The sequence below is a fragment of the Tenacibaculum todarodis genome (assembly GCF_001889045.1).
GTDB lineage: Bacteria > Bacteroidota > Bacteroidia > Flavobacteriales > Flavobacteriaceae > Polaribacter > Polaribacter todarodis.
In genome coordinates, this window is the sequence record NZ_CP018155.1 from 2,279,365 (window position 1) to 2,299,157 (window position 19,793).

The 19,793-nt window shown below is 29.6% G+C and carries 20 protein-coding genes; 6 read left to right on the forward strand and 14 right to left on the reverse strand.

What is annotated here, in order from left to right:
• Nucleotides 1-3: 3 nt before the first annotated feature.
• The gene (locus tag LPB136_RS10420; RefSeq protein ID WP_072556267.1) at nt 4-1,278 is read right to left on the reverse strand and encodes a ribonucleotide-diphosphate reductase subunit beta; all 1,275 of its coding nucleotides are present in this window, start codon (nt 1,276-1,278) and stop codon (nt 4-6) included.
• Between the two features lie 390 nt (nt 1,279-1,668).
• Here LPB136_RS10420 and LPB136_RS10425 point away from each other — a divergent pair, with 390 nt between their 5' ends.
• The 3 genes from LPB136_RS10425 (at nt 1,669) to LPB136_RS10435 (ending at nt 4,867) form a co-directional block, all read left to right on the forward strand.
• Nucleotides 1,669-1,860, forward strand: a complete 192-nt coding sequence (locus LPB136_RS10425; protein WP_072556268.1) for a cold-shock protein — start codon at nt 1,669-1,671, stop codon at nt 1,858-1,860.
• 345 nt (nt 1,861-2,205) lie between these two features.
• Complete coding sequence (locus tag LPB136_RS10430) at nt 2,206-2,940, forward strand: LytR/AlgR family response regulator transcription factor (protein ID WP_072556269.1); 735 nt, start codon at nt 2,206-2,208, stop codon at nt 2,938-2,940.
• Between the two features lie 13 nt (nt 2,941-2,953).
• A complete protein-coding gene (locus LPB136_RS10435; protein WP_072556270.1) occupies nt 2,954-4,867 on the forward strand; it encodes a tetratricopeptide repeat-containing sensor histidine kinase in 1,914 nt (637 codons plus the stop codon).
• Here LPB136_RS10435 and dinB read toward each other — a convergent pair.
• On the reverse strand, nt 4,864-5,946 hold the full coding sequence (dinB, locus tag LPB136_RS10440; protein ID WP_072556271.1) for a DNA polymerase IV: 1,083 nt from the start codon (nt 5,944-5,946) through the stop codon (nt 4,864-4,866). The two genes, LPB136_RS10435 and dinB, sit on opposite strands and share 4 nt — an antisense overlap.
• A 104-nt stretch (nt 5,947-6,050) precedes the next feature.
• Between dinB and hflX the strand changes: the two genes are divergently transcribed.
• Nucleotides 6,051-7,256 (forward strand): GTPase HflX, encoded by a 1,206-nt coding sequence (gene hflX / locus LPB136_RS10445; RefSeq protein WP_072556272.1) that lies wholly within the window; start codon nt 6,051-6,053, stop codon nt 7,254-7,256.
• A gap of 37 nt (nt 7,257-7,293) precedes the next feature.
• Here the strand turns inward: hflX and LPB136_RS10450 are convergent, their stop codons facing one another.
• The 10 genes from LPB136_RS10450 to LPB136_RS10495 form a co-directional block, all read right to left on the reverse strand.
• A complete protein-coding gene (locus tag LPB136_RS10450) occupies nt 7,294-7,923 on the reverse strand; it encodes an arsenate-mycothiol transferase ArsC (RefSeq protein ID WP_072556273.1) in 630 nt (209 codons plus the stop codon).
• An 18-nt stretch (nt 7,924-7,941) separates the two neighbouring features.
• Nucleotides 7,942-8,709 carry a metallophosphoesterase family protein gene (locus tag LPB136_RS10455; protein ID WP_072556274.1) on the reverse strand — a complete coding sequence of 256 codons (768 nt, stop codon included), beginning with the start codon at nt 8,707-8,709 and terminating at the stop codon, nt 7,942-7,944.
• Nucleotides 8,710-8,725: 16 nt separating this feature from the next.
• The gene (locus LPB136_RS10460; protein ID WP_072556275.1) at nt 8,726-9,193 is read right to left on the reverse strand and encodes a DUF6428 family protein; all 468 of its coding nucleotides are present in this window, start codon (nt 9,191-9,193) and stop codon (nt 8,726-8,728) included.
• A 40-nt stretch (nt 9,194-9,233) separates the two neighbouring features.
• Nucleotides 9,234-9,563, reverse strand: a complete 330-nt coding sequence (locus LPB136_RS10465) for an ArsR/SmtB family transcription factor (protein ID WP_072556276.1) — start codon at nt 9,561-9,563, stop codon at nt 9,234-9,236.
• Nucleotides 9,564-9,674: 111 nt separating this feature from the next.
• Nucleotides 9,675-10,754 (reverse strand): CNNM domain-containing protein, encoded by a 1,080-nt coding sequence (locus tag LPB136_RS10470; protein ID WP_072556277.1) that lies wholly within the window; start codon nt 10,752-10,754, stop codon nt 9,675-9,677.
• A gap of 225 nt (nt 10,755-10,979) precedes the next feature.
• The gene (locus LPB136_RS10475; RefSeq protein WP_072556278.1) at nt 10,980-11,906 is read right to left on the reverse strand and encodes a DUF3078 domain-containing protein; all 927 of its coding nucleotides are present in this window, start codon (nt 11,904-11,906) and stop codon (nt 10,980-10,982) included.
• 80 nt (nt 11,907-11,986) lie between these two features.
• A complete protein-coding gene (locus LPB136_RS10480) occupies nt 11,987-12,835 on the reverse strand; it encodes a DUF3078 domain-containing protein (RefSeq protein WP_072556279.1) in 849 nt (282 codons plus the stop codon).
• A 7-nt stretch (nt 12,836-12,842) separates the two neighbouring features.
• Nucleotides 12,843-13,352: a DUF2480 family protein gene (locus tag LPB136_RS10485; protein WP_072556280.1), complete on the reverse strand. Its 510-nt coding sequence runs from the start codon at nt 13,350-13,352 to the stop codon at nt 12,843-12,845.
• Nucleotides 13,353-13,461: 109 nt separating this feature from the next.
• Nucleotides 13,462-13,782 (reverse strand): DUF59 domain-containing protein, encoded by a 321-nt coding sequence (locus tag LPB136_RS10490; RefSeq protein ID WP_072556281.1) that lies wholly within the window; start codon nt 13,780-13,782, stop codon nt 13,462-13,464.
• A gap of 7 nt (nt 13,783-13,789) precedes the next feature.
• Nucleotides 13,790-14,215, reverse strand: a complete 426-nt coding sequence (locus LPB136_RS10495; protein ID WP_072556282.1) for a SufE family protein — start codon at nt 14,213-14,215, stop codon at nt 13,790-13,792.
• Between the two features lie 75 nt (nt 14,216-14,290).
• Here LPB136_RS10495 and LPB136_RS10500 point away from each other — a divergent pair, with 75 nt between their 5' ends.
• Both LPB136_RS10500 and LPB136_RS10505 read left to right on the forward strand, forming a co-directional pair.
• Entirely contained in the window at nt 14,291-15,217 is a 927-nt protein-coding gene (locus tag LPB136_RS10500; protein WP_072556283.1) for a PfkB family carbohydrate kinase, read from the forward strand.
• A gap of 64 nt (nt 15,218-15,281) precedes the next feature.
• On the forward strand, nt 15,282-17,180 hold the full coding sequence (locus LPB136_RS10505; RefSeq protein ID WP_072556284.1) for an amidophosphoribosyltransferase: 1,899 nt from the start codon (nt 15,282-15,284) through the stop codon (nt 17,178-17,180).
• A gap of 240 nt (nt 17,181-17,420) precedes the next feature.
• Here the strand turns inward: LPB136_RS10505 and LPB136_RS10510 are convergent, their stop codons facing one another.
• The gene (locus LPB136_RS10510) at nt 17,421-18,407 is read right to left on the reverse strand and encodes a DUF4837 family protein (protein ID WP_083426213.1); all 987 of its coding nucleotides are present in this window, start codon (nt 18,405-18,407) and stop codon (nt 17,421-17,423) included.
• Between the two features lie 48 nt (nt 18,408-18,455).
• A complete protein-coding gene (locus tag LPB136_RS10515) occupies nt 18,456-19,793 on the reverse strand; it encodes a lytic transglycosylase domain-containing protein (RefSeq protein ID WP_072556285.1) in 1,338 nt (445 codons plus the stop codon).

The window sequence follows — 19,793 nt, forward strand, 5'->3', positions numbered from 1 at the left end:
AATTTAAAATAGGTCGTCGCTTGTTATACTTTTTGTTCTTTTACTATAGTTGATAGATCTTTTCACGAAAAAATCTCCGTGTTTGGTTCCAATAATTTCATCATCAAACCAATCTGTTTCTGCTAATAAAGTTTGGTCTACATCAAACACTTTTGAAATACCAATACTTTCTAAAGAGTTATTAAATCTATTTTTAATAAACTCATTTATTACGTTTTTAGGTAAGAAGTCTAATTCTCCATCTTCAAAAATCCAATCTATTAGTTTACTTTCTGAAAGAAATGCTTCTTTACAGGTTTCTTGTACTAATAAATTATGTTCTTCATTAAACCAATCTGGATTTTCTTCTTTTATAATTTTAATTAAATCGATACCAAAATCTCCGTGAATTTGCTCTTCTTTAGAAGTTGCTTCTACAACGTTAGAAATTCCTTTTAATACATTTTTATGCTTATTAAAAGCCATTATAATAAGAAACTGAGAAAATAAAGATACGTGCTCAATAAATAGAGAAAATAAAATTATAGATTCAGAAAACTCTTGGTTGTCTTCACTTTTTACATTTTTTAATGCATTTTCCAAGTAATTAACACGCTTCATAATTACAGGATTTTTCTTCAAGTTTTTAAACTCGTTGTTTAATCCTAAAACTTCTAATAAATGAGAGTATGCATCATGATGACGCACTTCACTTTCTGAAAACGTTGCTCCAACTGAACCAATTTCTGGTTTTGGCATCTTTTTATAAATGTCTCCCCAAAAAGTTTTAACAGCAACTTCTATTTGAGAAATTGCTAACATGGTATTTTTTATAGCATTTTTCTCTACCTCAGTAAGCGATGTTTTAAAATCTTGTATATCACTTGTGTAATTAAACTCAGTGTGAATCCAATAAGAATGTCTAATGGCATCTACATATTCATTTAAAGCAGGATATTCATATGGCTTTAAATTTATACGCTTCTCAAAAATATTAGCTTTTCTACTTCTTGTTTGCTCATCTCTATATAAAATGTACGCTTTTGCTACATCGTGAAAAGGACTGTCCATTAACTTGAACTCTACGATGTCTTGAACTTGCTCTACAGTTGGTGTATAAGTAGGTTCATTTAATTTTCTTTCTAATAAAGTACCGTTTACGATCTTAGAAATTGCTATAGCATCTTCTCTAGTACCGTGATTTACAGTAATCATCGCTTTTTCTATAGCGTTAATAATTTTTTCTAACTCAAAAATAGTAGTTTCTGAGTCCCTTTTTATGATTTGCGTAATTTCCACGGTAAAATAAGATTATTTAATTGTTAATTAATCGTTGAGAACGACTCTCACAAAGATTGCTTTTTTTGCTTCAAAATGAAAGCCATACTTATTCACAAAACCCTTGAAGTTTTTAACAAAAACTGTTTTTTTTTGTTTTTTATTAAAAAAACAATTTTTATAACAAATTGATTAACAGTTATTTAAAAATTAAAAAACGCTCCTACATGTGTGTTTTATGGAAATTCTTAAAAACGGCATATTTGAAATTTGTAGCTATTATTTATTTAAAGTTATTTGAATTTAGTTTTTTTATAAAAAAGGATTTTAACTAAAAATAAAAAACTCATTAAGAAAATTAGTTAAATAGTAGTATCTTTATAGCTTATTAACAATTTATATTTATTACAAGTGAAAAACGGTACAGTAAAATTTTTTAACGAATCTAAAGGATTTGGGTTTGTTATTGAAGATGGTTCAAAAGAAGAGTATTTCGTGCACGTAAGTGGTTTAATCGATGAGATTAGAGAAGGAGATGCAGTAGAATTTGACTTAAAAGAAGGTAGAAAAGGCTTAAATGCAGTAGACGTTAGAGTAATCTAATTTTTATTTTTTACAAAACACAAACCTCGTAAATCTTTACGAGGTTTTTTTATACCTAATAATATTATAAACAAAAAAAAGCGACACATAAGTATCGCTTTTGTTTTTTCATAATTAATTAATCCCCCAATTCCTTAACTATGTTTTAAATTCAAACTGAATTTTAATATTTTGTAACCCTTCAATTACACTACAAATATACATTATATGCTAGGTTTTAAAATAGTGTTTTGTATAAATGGTATTGTTTTTTGTATAATCTGCTATTTTTTGTGTTATAATTTTCTTAAAAAGATGTTTTATAAAATTATATAGTATTTTTGAAACCTAAAACCCTCTTTACTTATGATAAATGCTGTAATTGTAGACGACGAGCTTAAAGCAATAAAAAGTTTGTCTTGGGAAATTTCTAATTTCAAAGAAATTATTAATGTTGTAGCTACTTTTAACAATCCAGAAGAAGCCCTTGTTTATCTAAAAAAAAATAAAATAGATTGTCTTTTTTTAGATATTGAAATGCCAACCATGGATGGTTTTCAATTCTTAGAACGAATTGAAAAAAGAGATTTTGCTGTGGTTATTACAACTGCTTATAATGACTACGCAATTAAAGCATTAAAAAACGAAGCAATAGATTATCTTTTAAAACCGATTGACACCGATGATTTAAAAGACACACTAGAAAAGGTTGAGAAACATAACTATCATTTTGATAATACAGAAAAATTTGAAAAAATATTAACTGGTTTTAATGAGAAGTTTAATCAACGAAAAATTACTGTTAGTACAGACGGAAAACTTATCTTCTTAGAGTCTGATGAAATTTTATTTGTAGAGTCTGAAGGAAATTATTCAACAATACATACTATAGGAAACAAAAAAATTGTCTTAACAAAAAAACTTAAAGAGGTAGATCAATTATTGCCTTCAAATCATTTTTTTAGAATTCATAATTCATTTATCATCAATTTAAATAAAATTAAAGAATTCTTAAAAACAGATGGTTATGTTATAATTGAAGGAAATCATAAAATACCTGTTTCTCGTCAAAGAAAATCTGAGTTTTTAGAAAAATTTTAAGCATCGTTATAGCATGAAAAAAATACTTTTTACTTTTATTATTCTTTTTTCTATTTCAATTTCTTCACAAGAAAAAGAAGTAAATGAAAAAATACAATACCTTATTAATAATAACATTATTAGCGATGATATTGTAGACTCTATTTTTAAAAAGCATAGAAGACATGAAAAAGATTTAAAATTATTAATTAATAAAAGTAAAGAGAGCTCTTATTTATATGGTCAGTTTTATGGACATAGATCTTTAGGAAGAATAAATAGGGATCTTTCTTTATTTGAAAAATCTATTTCTGAATACAATAAAGCTGTAGAAATAACCAAACAACTAAAGGATACAATCTCAGAATTAAAAGTATTAAACTCAATAGGTTCAGCTTACAGAAGACAAGATGACATTCCAAATGCATTAAACTACCACCAAGAAGCTCTTGACATTGCCCTGAATATTAAAAACCCAAGTATTGATATCAAAAAAAGTATTAGTATTTCTCAAAACAGTATGGGAAATCTTTATATTTCATTAAGACAATATGAGTTAGCTTTAAATGAATTTAGTAATTCAATTGTTGTGCAAAAACAACTTAATAATAAGTTAGGTCTTGCTATTAACTATCAAAATATCGGTAATGCAAAAGAAGAGCTTGGTGATTTAGATGGTGCATATGAAAACTACCTTAAATCTTTAAATTTTAATAATGCTCTTGAAAACAGTGTTGGTAAAATTATCTGTGCTTATAGTATAGCTAATGTATTAATAAAACAAAAAAAATACGACAAAGCACTAAAAACAGTTGATACTGTTTTACAAAGAGCCATTAAACAAAAAGATATGTATTATCTTTCTAACACCTATAATACTTTAGGTTTAGCTCAAGTACATCTGAATAAATTAAACCCAGCACAAAAAAATTTAAACAAAGCGCTACAGATTGCTTCTAACTATAATGTTCAAAATATTGTAGTACGGTCTAATGAAAATTTATCATTATTATATGAAAAGAAAAAAGATTTTAAGAAAGCTCATCAATATTATAAGATAGCAAAAGAAGAAGACGCAAAAACCTACAACAACCTCAACCTACTATATGTTAACGAATTAAGATCTAGATACGATAAACAAAGAACTAAAAACCAACTTAAAGATTTATCTAAACAAAATGAAATTGCTAAACTACAATTAGAAAAAAATAGAAATATCTTTATACTTATTGCGAGTTTATTTGTTCTTTTAATTGTTATTCTATATTCAATAATAAGGGAACGTTCTTTACGAAACGAGAAAAAATTTCTTACTCTAAAACAAGAAGCATTGCAAAGTCAAATGAACCCTCATTTTATTTTTAATGCTTTAAATTCTATAAAACTTTACATCATAAATAATGAGCAAAAAAATGCAGTTTATTATTTAAATAAATTTGCTAAACTTATTAGAAAAATACTTGAAGCATCTAACGTAAAAGAAATAAGCTTAAGAGAAGAGTTAGAAACAATGGAGTTATATATGAGTATAGAAAACATCCGTTTTAACAATGAAATAAACTACACATTTAGTGTAGATGAAAACTTAAAATTAGATAGTATAAAAATACCTCCATTAGTTTTACAACCATTTATAGAAAACGCTATTTGGCATGGTTTATCTTCTAAAAAAGGGATTAAGAAAATAGCTCTTTCTGTAACAAAAACAGAAGAAGATTATATTTTGATTTCTATTGAAGATAATGGTATTGGGAGAAAAGCTTCTGCCAAAATTAAAGCAGGTAAAACTACAAATAGAAAATCTATTGGAATTGGTTTAACTACAGAGCGATTAAGAAGTTTTGTAAGAGGTTTAGAAAAAGATTTCTCTCTTAAATATACAGATATTAATGGCGAAAAAAATAATATTGAAGGAACAAAAGTAGAGATTAAAATACCTTTGGTTTAAAAATCGAACTTTAATTGTATAAAAACAGGTTCTCTCTTTTCTGTATTTAAGTTACTGAAAGAAATACCTACTAAACGAACCGAATTTTGTAGTTTTTCTTGATACAACAACTCTTTAACAATGGGTAAAAATTCTTCTTTTTGTTGAAGAAAATTCAATCCAGTTTTGCTTCGAGTTTGCATTGTAAAATCTGAATATTTAATTTTTAAGGTAACCGTTTTTCCTTTAGTATCTGACTTTACCAAACGTCGTTCTAATTCATCTGCAATTTTAGATAGTTTTTCCATCAGAAATACTTCCGAAGAAATATTATCAAAAAAAGTTCTTTCTGCAGCAACCGATTTTCTAATTCTATTCGGTTTTACAACGCTTTTACTAATTCCTCTAACAATATTGTAATAATGTGCACCACTTTTTCCGAAGAGATTTACCAATTCTTCAATAGTTTTATTCTTTAAATCTAACCCAGTAAAAATTCCAAAATTGTACATCTTAGCTGCGGTAACTTTACCAACGCCATAAAATTTATTTACTGGTAACTGTTCTAAAAAATCTAAAACTTCTTCCGGGTTTATCGTTTTTTGTCCGTTTGGCTTGTTAATATCAGACGCTACTTTGGCAATAAATTTATTAATTGAAATTCCTGCAGAAGCTCTCAACTCAAGTTTATCCCAAATTTTCTGGCGAATTTCTTCTGCAATCATACTCGCAGACGGATTTCCTTTTTTATTTTCAGTAACATCAATATATGCTTCGTCTAAAGATAGTGGTTCAACTAAATCTGAATACTCGTGGAATATTTTTCGTATTTCAGTTGAAATTTCCTTGTAGCGCTCAAAACGTGGTGGAACAAAAATTAAATGCGGACATTTTTGTCTTGCCAAAACCCCGCTCATTGCAGAACGTACTCCAAATTTTCTTGCCTCATAACTTGCTGCTGAAATCACTCCACGCTTACCGCTTCCACCAACAGCAAGAGGTTTATCTCTCAAATCAGGATTGTCCAATTGCTCTACAGATGCGTAAAAAGCATCCATATCTACATGAATTATTTTTTTAAATGGTGGTTTTAGTTCCATGTTATTCTGACAACTAATTTGTGCTTTTCTTTTTAAAAATTCATTATGAACTCAAAAGTAAAAAAATCAAAATCAATACAACAATATTTGTACTTTTGTTGTGTATGATAGACGAGAGAGAAGTAACTTCAGAAAAAGCCGTTTTAATTGGTGTAATTACACAACAACAAAACGAAACACAATCAGATGAATATTTAGATGAGTTAGAGTTTTTAACATTAACTGCTGGAGGAAAAGCGGTAAAACGCTTTGTTCAAAAAATGGAAAAACCAAATCCTAAAACATTTTTAGGTGTTGGTAAACTAGACGAAGTAAGAGCCTACATAGAATCTCACAATATTGGTACTGCTATTTTTGATGATGAATTATCACCAGCACAAATAAGAAATATAGAAAAAGTTTTAGATTGTAAAATCTTAGACAGAACCAACTTAATCTTAGACATTTTTGCTCAAAGAGCGCAAACAAGCTCAGCAAAAACACAGGTAGAATTGGCACAATGTCAATATTTATTACCTCGTTTAACACGTCTTTGGACGCACCTCGACAAACAAAAAGGTGGTATTGGAATGCGTGGTCCTGGTGAAACAGAGATTGAAACAGATAGACGTATTATTCGTGATAAAATTACCGTCTTAAAAAAGAAGCTTTTAACTATTGATAAACAAATGGCTGTGCAACGTAAAAACCGTGGTAAAATGGTTAGAGTTGCTTTAGTTGGATATACAAATGTGGGTAAATCTACCCTAATGAATGTAGTTAGTAAAAGTGATGTTTTTGCAGAAAACAAGCTTTTTGCAACCTTAGACACAACCGTTAGAAAAGTTGTTATTAAGAACATTCCGTTTTTAATGACAGACACAGTTGGGTTTATTAGAAAATTACCAACACAATTAGTTGAGTCTTTTAAATCTACGTTAGATGAAGTTCGCGAAGCAGATTTATTACTACATGTTGTAGATATTTCGCATCCTAATTTTGAAGATCATATTGCTTCCGTAAATACAATTTTAGATGAAATTGATAGCGGTGACAAACCTATAATAATGGTTTTTAATAAAATTGATGCATATTCTCATGAAACCATTGATGAGGACGATTTAGTTACTGAAAAAACGAAAATACATTACACTTTAGAAGATTGGAAAAAAACTTGGATGAGTGATTTAGAAAAAGAATCTATCTTTATTTCTGCTTTAAACAAGGATAATTTAGAGGCTTTTAAAGAAAAAACATATCAACAAGTTAAAAAAATACACATTCAGCGTTTTCCATATAATAACTTTTTATATGATGAGTATACTGAATAATTTAAATAAAAAAATCCCGCTTTAGCGGGATTTTTTTTTACTTTATTAGAGAAAAAACATACAATAACTCTGTTGCTATTTGTAAGCTTCTTTCATTATATTTTTCTGCTTGTTGTGGTGTGTTATCAAATGCTTTAGGATCTTCAAAAGTAATAGGGATTCTTGTTTCTGCACCTGCAATAAAAGGACAACCTCCATCTGCTTGCGAGCACGTCATTATTGCTGCAAATTTAGATTTTGGGTTAAAATCGCTATCTAACTTTTTAGAAAATCCAATTATTGGGTGTTCGTTTTCTGAAAACTTTATACTATAAACTGGGTTTTTTCCTTCGGAAAGGGTTGTTATTTGAAAACCTGAATTTTGTAACGTTTTTGCAACTACAGGAAAAAGTGCTGTTTCTTCCGTTCCACCAGAGTAACAAAATACATTTTTAACGTTAAAATAATTTGCCATTGTTTGCGCCCAAACTTGTGATAAATGACTTCTTCTAGAATTGTGCGTACAAATAAAATTGATTCTAATTTCTTGCTTATTATCAACTTTAGCCTGTATAAAATCTACTAATGGTTGTAGAACTTGTTTACGTTCTTCAGAAATAGTTTGTGGATCTAATCCTTTAATTGTTGATGCTATTTCTGAAAATAAGGTTGTTAGTGTTGTTGTCATTTTTATTTCAATGTTTGTCTAATATCCGTATCTTAAGTTTTCAGCAAAATCATTTGATAAAATGCTTTCTTCAACTGCTTTAGCAGCTTTTTCAATGTTGTAATTAAAACGTATAAATTCTACTTTAATACTTTGTTTATTTAACAAAGAGGCGTTTTCATTTATGTCTAAAATTACATAACACCCTTTATTATTGTTGTCTTTTGGCTTTCCAACAGAACCTGTATTAATTGCATGTTTATATTTTAATTCTCCAGATTTTTTAGTGCTTAAAACTTTATGATAAGGCTTATGTGTATGTCCAAAACAAAGAATATCTGCGTTTGCATTTTCCATTATGCTTAACATATTTTCGTTTTCTTCAAATAAATATTCATCTATTTTGTTTGGACTTCCGTGTACCAAAAGCAGGTTAAATTTAGATTCTTTTAATTGAAATTCTAAATTAATATGCATTGGTAATGTGTGTAAATATTTTCTATTTTCTAAACTAAGAACTTCATTTGTAAAAGCTTTAGAAATACTTCCTTTATTTAAGTTTTTATCTGTTTTATAAGCTGCTACATTGTCTGTAGACATTCTTGCAATATTAAAATCGTGATTACCTGCTATTGTTGGTATTCTTCTTTCTTTAATGGCTTGTATTACTTCATTTGGCCAAATATTATAACCTACCAAATCTCCAAGACAATATATTGCATCTATGTTTTGTTTATCTACACTTTCAAAGAAAGCGTTTAGTGCAGGTAAATTTGCATGTACATCACTAAATAAAGCTATTTTCATGTTTTCTATTTAAGAATTAGCAACAACCACTTCCTGGAGTACAAGTGTCTCCTGAAGAAATTTCTGAAAACTGTAATTTTGGTTTTTCAGCTGGAATTCCGCATGCATCTTGAGCTAAACAATCTGTCTGTTTTGAAGTTAACAAGAAATTTGTCCCGTCAAAATCAAGTCCAAATTTACCAATAGTTTCTGCTTGGTACTCTACTTCAACCTCTAGATCTTCTATTTTTAAAACTTTTTCTGAAAGCTCTATAATGTGTATTAATTTTTCTGGATGTAATCTATGATCGTAGTCATCTGCGTTCCAAAGTTGAAAATTTACAACCTCTTCATTTCTTACAGTTCCTCCACAATCGATAAAATTTTTAGTTATTTTACCTACTTCAGTTACATGAAAATGGCTAGGAACTAATTCTCCATTTGGTAATTGAAAGGCTATTTTGTCTAATTGTTTTAATTTACTTTTAATTTCTGAAAGTTTCATCTCTATATTTTTTATTACGTTTAACGTTTATTTGTTGGGTTTAACAGCAATCGGTTGTTAACATGTCCTGATCCAAGAATTGAATCATTATTTTTTTCATTTCAGACCATTTTTCTGAATTTACACAATAGCAAACACTGGTTCCTTCAACACTTCCTTTTATAAGTCCTAATTGTTTTAATTCTTTTAAATGTTGAGAAATAGTTGGTTGTGCTAAACCAATTTCGTTTACCAAATCGCCACAAACGCACGCATTAATTTTAAACAAGTGTTGTAAAATTGCTACTCTTGCTGGATGTCCAAATACTTTTGCATACAATGCAATTTGATTTTGTTGGTCTGTAAATATTTCTGATTTTGTTATTCCCATTTTACTTAATTAGTATATTGCAATATTACGATTAATATTTAAATCAGAAAAGAACTGCTGTTTATTTTTAAAAAAAGGTATACTTAAATAAAGGTGAAAAGAGTACTTAGATTATTCTTCGGGAATTTCTTCTTGAATAATGCCCATTAGTTTTGCTCTTACTTCCCAATTTTTACGTGCCATAGATTGTAAGTCTGCTACGTTATCAAATTCGTCCATAATTTCTAAACCAAGTAAGGTTTCTATTACATCTTCTTGAGAAACCAAACCACTTACAGATCCATATTCATCTACAACCAAGGCAATATGTTCTCTTTGCTCTATTAGTTTTTCAAACAAACTTGGAATTGATAAATCTCTATTAGTAACAATTATATCTCTTTTTATTGATTTTAATGGCTCATTTCCGTTTCCTTTAATAATTGCTTCTAGTAAGTTATATTTTAGGAAATAACCTGTAATATTATCTGATTTTTCAGAAAAAACAGGAACTCTAGAAAAACGCAGGTTTGTATGTGCGTCATAAAAGGCTTGTATAGTTTGCTTTTCGTTGGCAGATTTTAAGACTGTACTTGGGGTCATAATATCTTTTGCTAAAATCTTTTTAAAGTTTAGTAAGTTTTTAATTACTTTACTTTCTGATTCTTTAAAAACGCCTTCTTCGTGAGCAATATCTGCCATTGCTGTAAAATCTTCTCTACTTAAAACACTTTCTCCATGTCCGCCTTTTCCTCCAATAAGTTTTGTTGCTAATTGTAAAATCCATAAAATACCTGTCCATTTTAATGGAAATATCATCATATTTAATGCTTTTGTAGTAAAGTTGGCTAATTGTTTCCAGTAGGTTGCACCAATAGTTTTTGGTACAATTTCTGAAGCTACTAAAATTAATATTGTCATTACGGCTGAGACAATAAAAACTCCATAACCATCATCATTAAAAACCTTTTTTGCTTCTGCTCCAACTAAGATTGCTCCAACTGTATGTGCTAATGTATTTAAGGTAAGAATTGCAATTAAAGGTTTGTCTACATCTTTTTTTAAGGTTTCTAAATCTTCTGCAAAAGATTTTCCTTCACTTTTTGCTACATTAACAAATGTTGGTGTAACACTTAAAAGTACAGCTTCTAAGATTGAACATAAAAATGAAAAGAAAATAGATACGGTTCCGTAAATTAATAATAATGTCATTCAGAATAATTTTTAGCAAAAATACATAAAAAGAAATCAGTAAATAAGACTCCATTTTTAAGATATGAAAAAAGTTAATAAATATGGTTAGCCCTGATTGAAACGGCATCCTTTTTTATTTTTCATAAAAAAGATATAGTGAAAAGCAGGAAATAGCTTCAAATAAAAAACCTCAAACATTGCTGCTTGAGGTTTATTATTTTTAATCTTGTAATTGGGTTTAACTTACATTGAAAAGTTAAGACCAAATAACCAGTAAGATTGTAATTTGTTGTCTACATTACCAAATGTTGGTGATGGAATTAAAGCTGGTGTTTGTCCTAAAGCATTAGCTAAAGCTTCTTGTTTGTTTTTACGTAAACCAAACTCAAACCCTAAACCAATTCCTTTCCAGAAAGTGTATCCGAAAGAGTTTACCCAAGTTACGTTAGATAAATCTCCAGACTTATAACTTTGGAAAGCAGATAAGTTAGATTTAAAGTTTACTGGACCTAATTTTCTTGTATAATCTGCAAAGATTTTTGCACCTAAAGAAGATTCGTAAGCAGTATCATTATCACTAAATACAAAGTTGTAGTTTAATGGGTGAACAACAACCACTAAGTTTTGAATTGGAGTCCAAGTAATACCAACACCTAAATCTAAATATCCAGGATCGTTAAAGCTATTAATTAAAGTAGTTCTGTATTCTCCTAAAGCAGAAACAGCTAATTTATCAGATAATTTATATCCGTATAAAGAGCTTAATGTAAATACATCGTTTGCTCCTTCAAAACCGTTAGATTCATCACCTGAATCATTTTTTATCCAAGATAAGTTTACGTTTAAAGAGTTTCTCCAGAAAAACTTTTCTCTATCTAAATTTGCAAAACCGTTACCTACAATACCAATATTACCTGATTTGTTATCAGACGTTGCTCCTTTAGAATACCAGTTGTTAAATCCAGAAATGTTTGCTCCAAAAGTACCAAATGCACCATATTTCCAACCTGGAAAAGCATCTATTTGAGATTGTAAAGCACCTGCTTCTCCTTGTAATTTACCTATTGCATCGTTTTTAGTTGCAAGTTCTTTTTTAAGTTGTTCAACTGTTTGAGCGTTTAATGAAACACCTGTTATAGCAAAAGCTACTATTAAAATTAATTTTTTCATTTTATTTAATTTTTATTTTTTAAAAATGTGCGCAAACTTACGCTTTTTTATTTAGACAAGTATATTTTTTTAAAGTCACTTTATTTTTGAAAAAAATAGCTTAATCCTAAGCCAAAAATCTCTCTAAACTGAATTCTTTTGGACGTATTATCGTCAATAACAGCATGCAAAGTCATGTTCATAGAAAAGTATTTATTGATTGTAAATAGTAAATTCATTTGATAATTAACATCTATATTTTCAGGATGATTTAAATAATCGGAATAAATTGCTACTATATTCTCCATATTAATGTTTTCCATTAAATCAAACTTCATATAAGTAGAAAGGTTAAAACCTAAACTATAACTGCTGGTTTCTCCAACATCTACACCATATTTCCCGGAAAACTCTTCAGAAACAAAAGTAAAACGAGATGTTGCTGGCGCAATGTTTATCCTATAATCGTCGGATTTTTTCCATAATAATCCAGGTCCAAAGCTTATATACGCTGGCGAAAAAAAAGTAGAAGTTGGTTTAACCGGTGTTTGAGAGTAATCGTAACCACGCGTAAACTGAGTAGTTATGTTATTAAAAAAAGAGAAAAACCATAATCCTTTAGACTTAAGACCTAGTAGAGAATTGTATTCGAACTGATCATTTGTTTTTCTAAATCCTTTATCATCTACATGGCTTAAACCATAACCTGTTATAATCTTATTATCCCAATTCCATTTTCCTTTTTTGTAGTTGAAATCGTAATTAATATTAACATTTCCTGCAATAGTATTATCTCCTCCGGAAGTCCAATTTGAAAAAGCAGATTGATTGAATAAAAAAGTGAATTTTCCTTTAATAGCCCATTTTTGAATGCTGTCTGTAGTATGATTACCAAATACCGAAACACTAATTAAAAAGATACATATTATTGAAAAATAAACGTTTTTCATTCTCTCACTATTTTTTATGTTTATATAATGGAACCGTCGAACAAGCCTCACCAAACATTATTGATTTTGCTATTGGTTGTAGTTTTTCTATTAAAAAAGCGAATGCACTTGGCGGAATTGGCTTATCTGCACAACCTTTTATAATTACTGGAGCATCTGCAAAATCTTTAAAATCTACAAAGCCTAATAATTCTTGATACAAAACTGTTTCTAGTAATTCTAAATTCCCAATAACAACTTTATTTGCAAACGGCGTTAATTCTGCTGCCACTAACATAAAAGCCCAAGACGGAATAATAGCATCTACAGAACAAGTTACAGCTACAAATTTTCTCTTGTATTGAGACCAATCATGATTTTTAACAGATGCTCTAAAATCTGTTTCTTTCAGAATTAATTCTTCAAACAACCAGTCTTTTATATCAAAAACAACTCTTTTTCCTTCAGGATAAATTTCCTCAAGGTCAAAGGTTTTTAGTTTGCTGTTGGCTACTCTATTTATTATTTCTTCTGACATTATTTTATAGTTGTAAAGTCTTAAAGTTAAAAGTTATAAAGTTTTGCGCACTACTACTGAATGCTGCACAATCCAACTGATAACTGATAACTGATAACTGATAACTAAATTATAGCATTCCTAACTCTAGCTTTGCTTCTTCGCTCATCATTTCTTGTGTCCACGTTGGATCAAAAGTAATTTCTACTTCACAAGAGTTAATTTCTTTTAACGATTTTACTTTCTCTTCAATATCAACTGGTAAACTTTCAGCTACAGGACAATTTGGAGACGTAAGTGTCATTAATATTTTTGCGTCGTTTTCTTCAGAAACAAAAACATCGTAGATTAAACCTAATTCGTAAATATCTACTGGTATTTCTGGATCGTAAATAGTTTTTAAAACATTTACAATTTTATCGCCTATTTCCTCTAATTCTTTATCTGTCATTATACTATTATTTTGTAAGCTTAGTTTGCTGAGCAATCGCATACATTTTTATTTGTTTAATCATAGAAACCAAACCATTTGCTCTTGTTGGACTTAAATGTTCCTTTAAACCTATTTCATCAATAAAACTAGTTTCAGCAGCTAAAATTGCCTGCGGAGTTTGGTTTGAATATACACGTAACAACAACGCTACAATTCCTTTGGTTAAAATTGCATCGCTATCTGCCGTAAAAGTTAAAGTCTCTTCATTTAAATCTGAATACAACCAAACTTTTGATTGACAGCCTTTTATCAGATTTTCATCAACTTTATAAGCTGCATCAATTAAGGGTAATGTTTTTCCTAAATCTATTATATATTGATAACGTTCCATCCAATCATCAAACATGTCAAACTCATCAATAATTTCTTCTTGTATTTCTTTGATAGTCATTTTTTAAAACTATTTTTGCACTTTACAAATTGTTTTGTACAATTACCGTGCAAAATTACTGATAAAATTTAAGAAATGAGTAAATTATTAGCAGTTGGTACTGTTGCGTTTGACGCTATTGAAACACCTTTTGGTAAAACAGATAAAATTTTAGGAGGTTCTGGAACCTATGTTGGGTTGGCAGCTTCTCAGTTTGGTGTACAAACTGGTGTTGTTTCTGTTGTTGGTGGAGATTTTCCACAATCGTATTTAGATATGATGAATAACAAAGGAATTAATACGGAAGGTATAGAGGTTATTAAAGAAGGAAAAACATTCTTTTGGAGTGGTAAATATCATAATGATATGAACTCTCGTGATACTTTAGTTACTGAATTAAATGTATTAGAGCATTTTTCTCCAGTAGTTCCTGAAGATTTTAAAAATTCTGACATTGTAATGTTAGGAAATTTACATCCATTAACGCAAGCGTCTGTTTTAGACCAAATGAATGAAAGACCAAAATTAGTAGTTTTAGATACTATGAACTTTTGGATGGATATTGCATTAGCAGATTTACACACCGTTTTAAAACGTGTGGATGTTATTACAATTAATGATGAAGAAGCACGCCAATTAAGTGGAGAATATTCTTTAGTAAATGCTGCTAAGAAAATTCATTCAATGGGACCAAAATATGTAGTAATTAAAAAAGGAGAACACGGAGCTTTGTTATTTAACGAAGGAAAAATGTTTTTTGCACCTGCATTACCTTTAGCTGAGGTTTTTGATCCAACAGGAGCAGGAGATACTTTTGCTGGTGGTTTTTGTGGTTATTTAACAAAAACAGAAGACGTTTCTTTTGAAAACATGAAAAACGCCATTATTTACGGTTCAAATTTAGCTTCCTTTTGTGTAGAAAAATTTGGAACACATCGAATGGAAGAACTAACCAAAGAAGAAGTTCAAAATCGTTTGCAAGCGTTTAAAGAATTAACACAATTTGATATAGAATTATCATAAATTAAAATCCGCGTCTAAACACGCGGATTTTTTTATACAACAACACAACAAAAACAACACAATAATGAGTGACGCCATTAAACACGAATGCGGAATTGCATTAGTTAGATTAAAAAAACCATTACAGTTTTACAAAGACAAATACGGTTCTGCTTTCTACGGAATTAATAAAATGTATTTGTTAATGGAAAAACAACACAACCGTGGCCAAGACGGAGCTGGTTTTGCAAGTGTGAAATTTAATGTAGAACCTGGAACTCGTTATATTAGTAGAGTTCGTTCTAATAAAACACAACCAATACAAGATATTTTTGCCCAAATTAACGATCGTTTAAACGGTGTTTTAGAGCAAAATCCTGATAAAAAAGACGATGTTGCCTGGCAAGAGGAAAACATGCCATACATTGGTAACCTATTCTTAGGACACGTTCGTTATGGTACCTTCGGAAAAAACTCTATAGAAAGTGTACATCCTTTTTTACGTCAAAGTAACTGGAAACACAAAAACTTAATAGTTGCTGGTAATTTTAACATGACCAACTCTAATCAATTATTAGAAGAATTGGTTGAACTAGGACAACACCCTAAAGAATTTACAGACACAGTAACTGTAATGGAAAAAATTGGTCATTTCTTAGAAGATGAAGTGTCTAAACTTTACCAACAAGCAAAAAAGAAAGGTTTTAATAAAAAAAATGCATCACCTTATATTGAAGAAAATTTAAGTATTAAAAAAATATTAAAAAGATCTTCAAAAAACTGGGATGGTGGTTATGCAATGGCAGGTTTAGTTGGTCATGGAGATGCTTTTGTTTTACGTGATCCAAACGGAATTAGACCAACCTATTTTTATGAAGATGAAGAAGTTGTTGTAGTTGCGTCTGAAAGACCTGTTATACAAACAGTTTTTAATGTAGAAATTGATAAGGTTCAAGAATTAGAACGTGGGCATGCCTTAATTATTAAGAAAAATGGAATAACTTCTATTAAAAAAGTTTTAGAACCAAGAGAAAGAAAAGCATGTTCTTTTGAACGTATTTATTTTTCTAGAGGAAGTGATGCTTCTATTTATGAAGAAAGAAAAAACTTAGGGAAGTACGTATTTCCACAGATTCTAAAATCTATTAATAGCGATATAGAAAATAGTGTATTTACCTACATTCCTAACACGGCAGAAACATCATTTTATGGAATGATGGAAGCTGCTGAAGATGTTTTGAATCAGCAAAAAACGGCGGGTATTTTAGCAGGAAACGGTAAATTAACAAAAGAACAGGTTGTAGATATTTTATCTAAAAGACCTCGTTTTGAAAAAATTGCCATTAAAGATGCCAAACTAAGAACTTTTATTGCAGATGATAGCTCTAGAGATGATTTGGTTGAACATGTTTACGATATTACATACGGTGTTGTAAAGCCTACTGATAATTTAGTAATTATCGATGATAGTATTGTTCGTGGAACTACGTTAAAAAAGAGTATTATTAGAATTTTAGACAGATTAAAACCAAAGAAAATAGTTGTGGTTTCTTCTGCTCCTCAAATTAGATACCCAGATTGTTACGGAATTGATATGGCAAGAATTGGTGATTTTATTGCTTTTAAAGCAGCTTTAGAATTGTTAAAAGATACTAATCAATATGGAATTGTTGAAGAAGTTTATAAAAAAGCAATTGCACAAAGAGGTAAACCAGATAGTGAAATTGTAAACTTTGTAAAAGAAGTTTACGCACCCTTTACTAGGGAACAAATTTCTGCCAAGACAGCACAAATGTTAAAAACGGAAGATATAAATGCTGAAGTGGAAGTTATTTATCAATCGGTAGATAATTTACATGTAGCTTGTCCAGATAATTTAGGTGATTGGTATTTTACTGGAGATTATCCAACTGATGGTGGAAATAGAGTAGTAAACGAAGCGTTTATTAATTTTTATGAAGGAAATAATAAAAGAGCGTATTAATACACTCTTTATAAAATATAAAAATTGATTTCCATAATACTGTAAAATTTTAGTTAGTACTCAAATATACAGATTCTGTATTTAATGTAAAAAATCGTAAAATTAGCGGGTTTGCTAAAACTTTATAAGTAAGCGTATTAGTGATAGTAGCGGCATCCTTTTATGTGGTAACTTTTAAAAAAGTTACCACATAAAAGATATAGCGAATAGCACGACCCGCAGGGAAATACCCAAAAAAAGTTATTTAATTTTTAACGATTTACCGATTGCTTCTAGCTCAAAAATAAAATCGCGCTTGTTTACCGACGGCGCATAGGTAAATCCTTCAAAAACAATAAGTCTGTTGTTCTTTTTATCTACAATTGTGTAGTTGATGAATGGACCAGCCATAAAATCGTTTTTAACTTCCCATTTTCCACGAGTTTCGTAGGCTTTTTTACCATCAATTTCTGCATCAAAAGTAAATGGTGCATAAGCTTGTTCGGTTATCATATACATACCTTCATCGCTTCCTGGAATGTATTTTTCACCAATTGCATCTCTCATTTTAGTAATGTTTTCGGCAACTGTAGCTTCATCTTCTAAAGGTAAAGCATAAATTAAGATGTTATTGCTTCCGTCTCCTCGAGCAATTCCACTTTTTAAATGTTGGCGTAACCATAAAAATTCTCCTGTGTCATCTACCGTTTTAAATATTTTAGGAATTGTTAATGACAACCCTAAATTTTTAGTGGTTTTATATTTTGAATCATCAAGTTTATTTTTTGCAAAATGACGTTGCATTTTTTTAATGTCTAACGCTTGAAATGTTTTTATAATTTCTTTGCTTTTTTGTTGAATTACTTTAATAAAACCAGCTTCATCTTTAGCTGTTATAAACATAACAACTTGTGGTTTTGAGTATTTATTTTCTTTAATAGAGAAGCTTTCTTTGGCTCCTTTTTCTAAAACTAAGATAGATTTGCTGTTTCTCATAAAACTCGCAAAACCAGTTGGATCTACTTGTGTTACAGATAATATTGTTTCTGGCTGTGGTAAACCAACTTGGTGTTCTCCAAATACAGTTCTTAACTCGTCTCCTACTTTACCTTCCCAATCGTTTCCTTTTATTACTACTAAAATTTCATTAATAGTTCCTGTAGATGTTGGAAAAATAATATCTTCTTTTGATTGCTCGCAAGATGAAAATGCAAAAATCACTGTAAATAATAATATTAATTTTTTCATGATAGTTTTTCGTTTAGTTTGATGGTTAAAATCAAAAACTGTTCCGTTTTACATTCTTTTGGGATAAATATACAAACGTTGCCCAATCTTTAGTTTTGTGCTTCGCATATTATTCCATTGTTTTATTTTACTAACTCCTACACCAAATTTTTTGGCAATTTTACCTAAATAATCGCCGCTTTTTACTCTGTAAGTTGTGCGTTTATCCATTTCTAAGTACTTAGGTAATGGTTTTTCTCGCTTGCTATCATCATAAGCTGCCAAGGCATAAATTTCTTGTTCTTTGTCTAAGAAATCTACTAATTTGTTTCTTGGTAAACGAACTGAAAATGGCTTGTTTTTTACAAACGGAATTACATCCATTTTGTATTGCGGATTTAAAAAAGACAACACTTCATTTTCTACACCTGTTTTTTCTGAAATTTGATCAAAAGTAACTGTTCTTTTTACTTGAATTGTATCAGTTTGAAAGTTGTAAATATCTGGTGCTGTTGGATAAATTCCTAATTCGTCTGCATACGTAAAAATGTACATTGTTGCATAGAATGCTGGTAAATAACCTGCTGTTTCTCTTGGTAAATACGGACGAATATTCCAATAATTTCTATATCCTCCGGAACGTTTTATGGCTTTTAATACATTTCCTGGGCCAGAGTTATAGGCTGCTAACGCTAAATCCCAATCGTCAAAAATATCATATAATTGGCTTAAATATTTACACGCTGCAATAGTTGCTTTTACAGGGCTTTGACGTTCATCTACATAAGAGTTTACCGCCAATTTAAACTGTTTTCCTGTTCCGTACATAAATTGCCACAAACCTGTTGCACCAACTCTAGACTTTGCTCTTGGATCTAAGGTAGATTCTACAATTGCCAAGTATTTCATCTCAATAGGAATATCATATTGATCTAAATGTTGCTCAAACATTGGAAAATAATATTGGGCTCTTGCCATTAACGCTGGATAATATTTTTTGCGGTATTTTATGTAATTATTGATTACCTTTTCTAACGAAGGGTTGTAATTTAAATGAAAAGGAGTTGTTGCATTTATCTCTGCTAAACGTGCTTTTAATAAATCTGAAGAAACAATACTTTCTACATTTCCAATAATGTCTGCATCATTTATTACATATTGATTGCTATCAAATAAAGGCGATTTAAACTTGGCCTCCACCAATAAACTATCAATTAGTTTTAAATCGTCATCTGTATAAAATTCTTTTACAATTTCTGTTTGAATTGGCTGAATTGTATCCAATACTTGAAGATTATCTTTCAGTTGAATAATGGTGTCTTTTTGCACAAAAACCGAATCAATTATTGGTTCTTGAGAAAATGCTTGCGCAGAAATTATAAGTAGTAGTAAAAGTAGTTTTTTCAT

Excerpts from the sequence above, each read along its gene's own strand:
- LPB136_RS10430 (WP_072556269.1), top strand. The coding sequence starts at position 2,206 with ATGATAAATGCTGTAATTGTAGACGACGAGCTTAAAGCAATAAAAAGT.
- LPB136_RS10435 (WP_072556270.1), top strand. The coding sequence starts at position 2,954 with ATGAAAAAAATACTTTTTACTTTTATTATTCTTTTTTCTATTTCAATT.
- dinB (WP_072556271.1), bottom strand. The coding sequence starts at position 5,946 with ATGGAACTAAAACCACCATTTAAAAAAATAATTCATGTAGATATGGAT.
- hflX (WP_072556272.1), top strand. The coding sequence starts at position 6,051 with ATGATAGACGAGAGAGAAGTAACTTCAGAAAAAGCCGTTTTAATTGGT.
- LPB136_RS10450 (WP_072556273.1), bottom strand. The coding sequence starts at position 7,923 with ATGACAACAACACTAACAACCTTATTTTCAGAAATAGCATCAACAATT.
- LPB136_RS10455 (WP_072556274.1), bottom strand. The coding sequence starts at position 8,709 with ATGAAAATAGCTTTATTTAGTGATGTACATGCAAATTTACCTGCACTA.
- LPB136_RS10460 (WP_072556275.1), bottom strand. The coding sequence starts at position 9,193 with ATGAAACTTTCAGAAATTAAAAGTAAATTAAAACAATTAGACAAAATA.
- LPB136_RS10465 (WP_072556276.1), bottom strand. The coding sequence starts at position 9,563 with ATGGGAATAACAAAATCAGAAATATTTACAGACCAACAAAATCAAATT.
- LPB136_RS10470 (WP_072556277.1), bottom strand. The coding sequence starts at position 10,754 with ATGACATTATTATTAATTTACGGAACCGTATCTATTTTCTTTTCATTT.
- LPB136_RS10475 (WP_072556278.1), bottom strand. The coding sequence starts at position 11,906 with ATGAAAAAATTAATTTTAATAGTAGCTTTTGCTATAACAGGTGTTTCA.
- LPB136_RS10480 (WP_072556279.1), bottom strand. The coding sequence starts at position 12,835 with ATGAAAAACGTTTATTTTTCAATAATATGTATCTTTTTAATTAGTGTT.
- LPB136_RS10485 (WP_072556280.1), bottom strand. The coding sequence starts at position 13,352 with ATGTCAGAAGAAATAATAAATAGAGTAGCCAACAGCAAACTAAAAACC.
- LPB136_RS10490 (WP_072556281.1), bottom strand. The coding sequence starts at position 13,782 with ATGACAGATAAAGAATTAGAGGAAATAGGCGATAAAATTGTAAATGTT.
- LPB136_RS10495 (WP_072556282.1), bottom strand. The coding sequence starts at position 14,215 with ATGACTATCAAAGAAATACAAGAAGAAATTATTGATGAGTTTGACATG.
- LPB136_RS10500 (WP_072556283.1), top strand. The coding sequence starts at position 14,291 with ATGAGTAAATTATTAGCAGTTGGTACTGTTGCGTTTGACGCTATTGAA.
- LPB136_RS10505 (WP_072556284.1), top strand. The coding sequence starts at position 15,282 with ATGAGTGACGCCATTAAACACGAATGCGGAATTGCATTAGTTAGATTA.
- LPB136_RS10510 (WP_083426213.1), bottom strand. The coding sequence starts at position 18,407 with ATGAAAAAATTAATATTATTATTTACAGTGATTTTTGCATTTTCATCT.
- LPB136_RS10515 (WP_072556285.1), bottom strand. The coding sequence starts at position 19,793 with ATGAAAAAACTACTTTTACTACTACTTATAATTTCTGCGCAAGCATTT.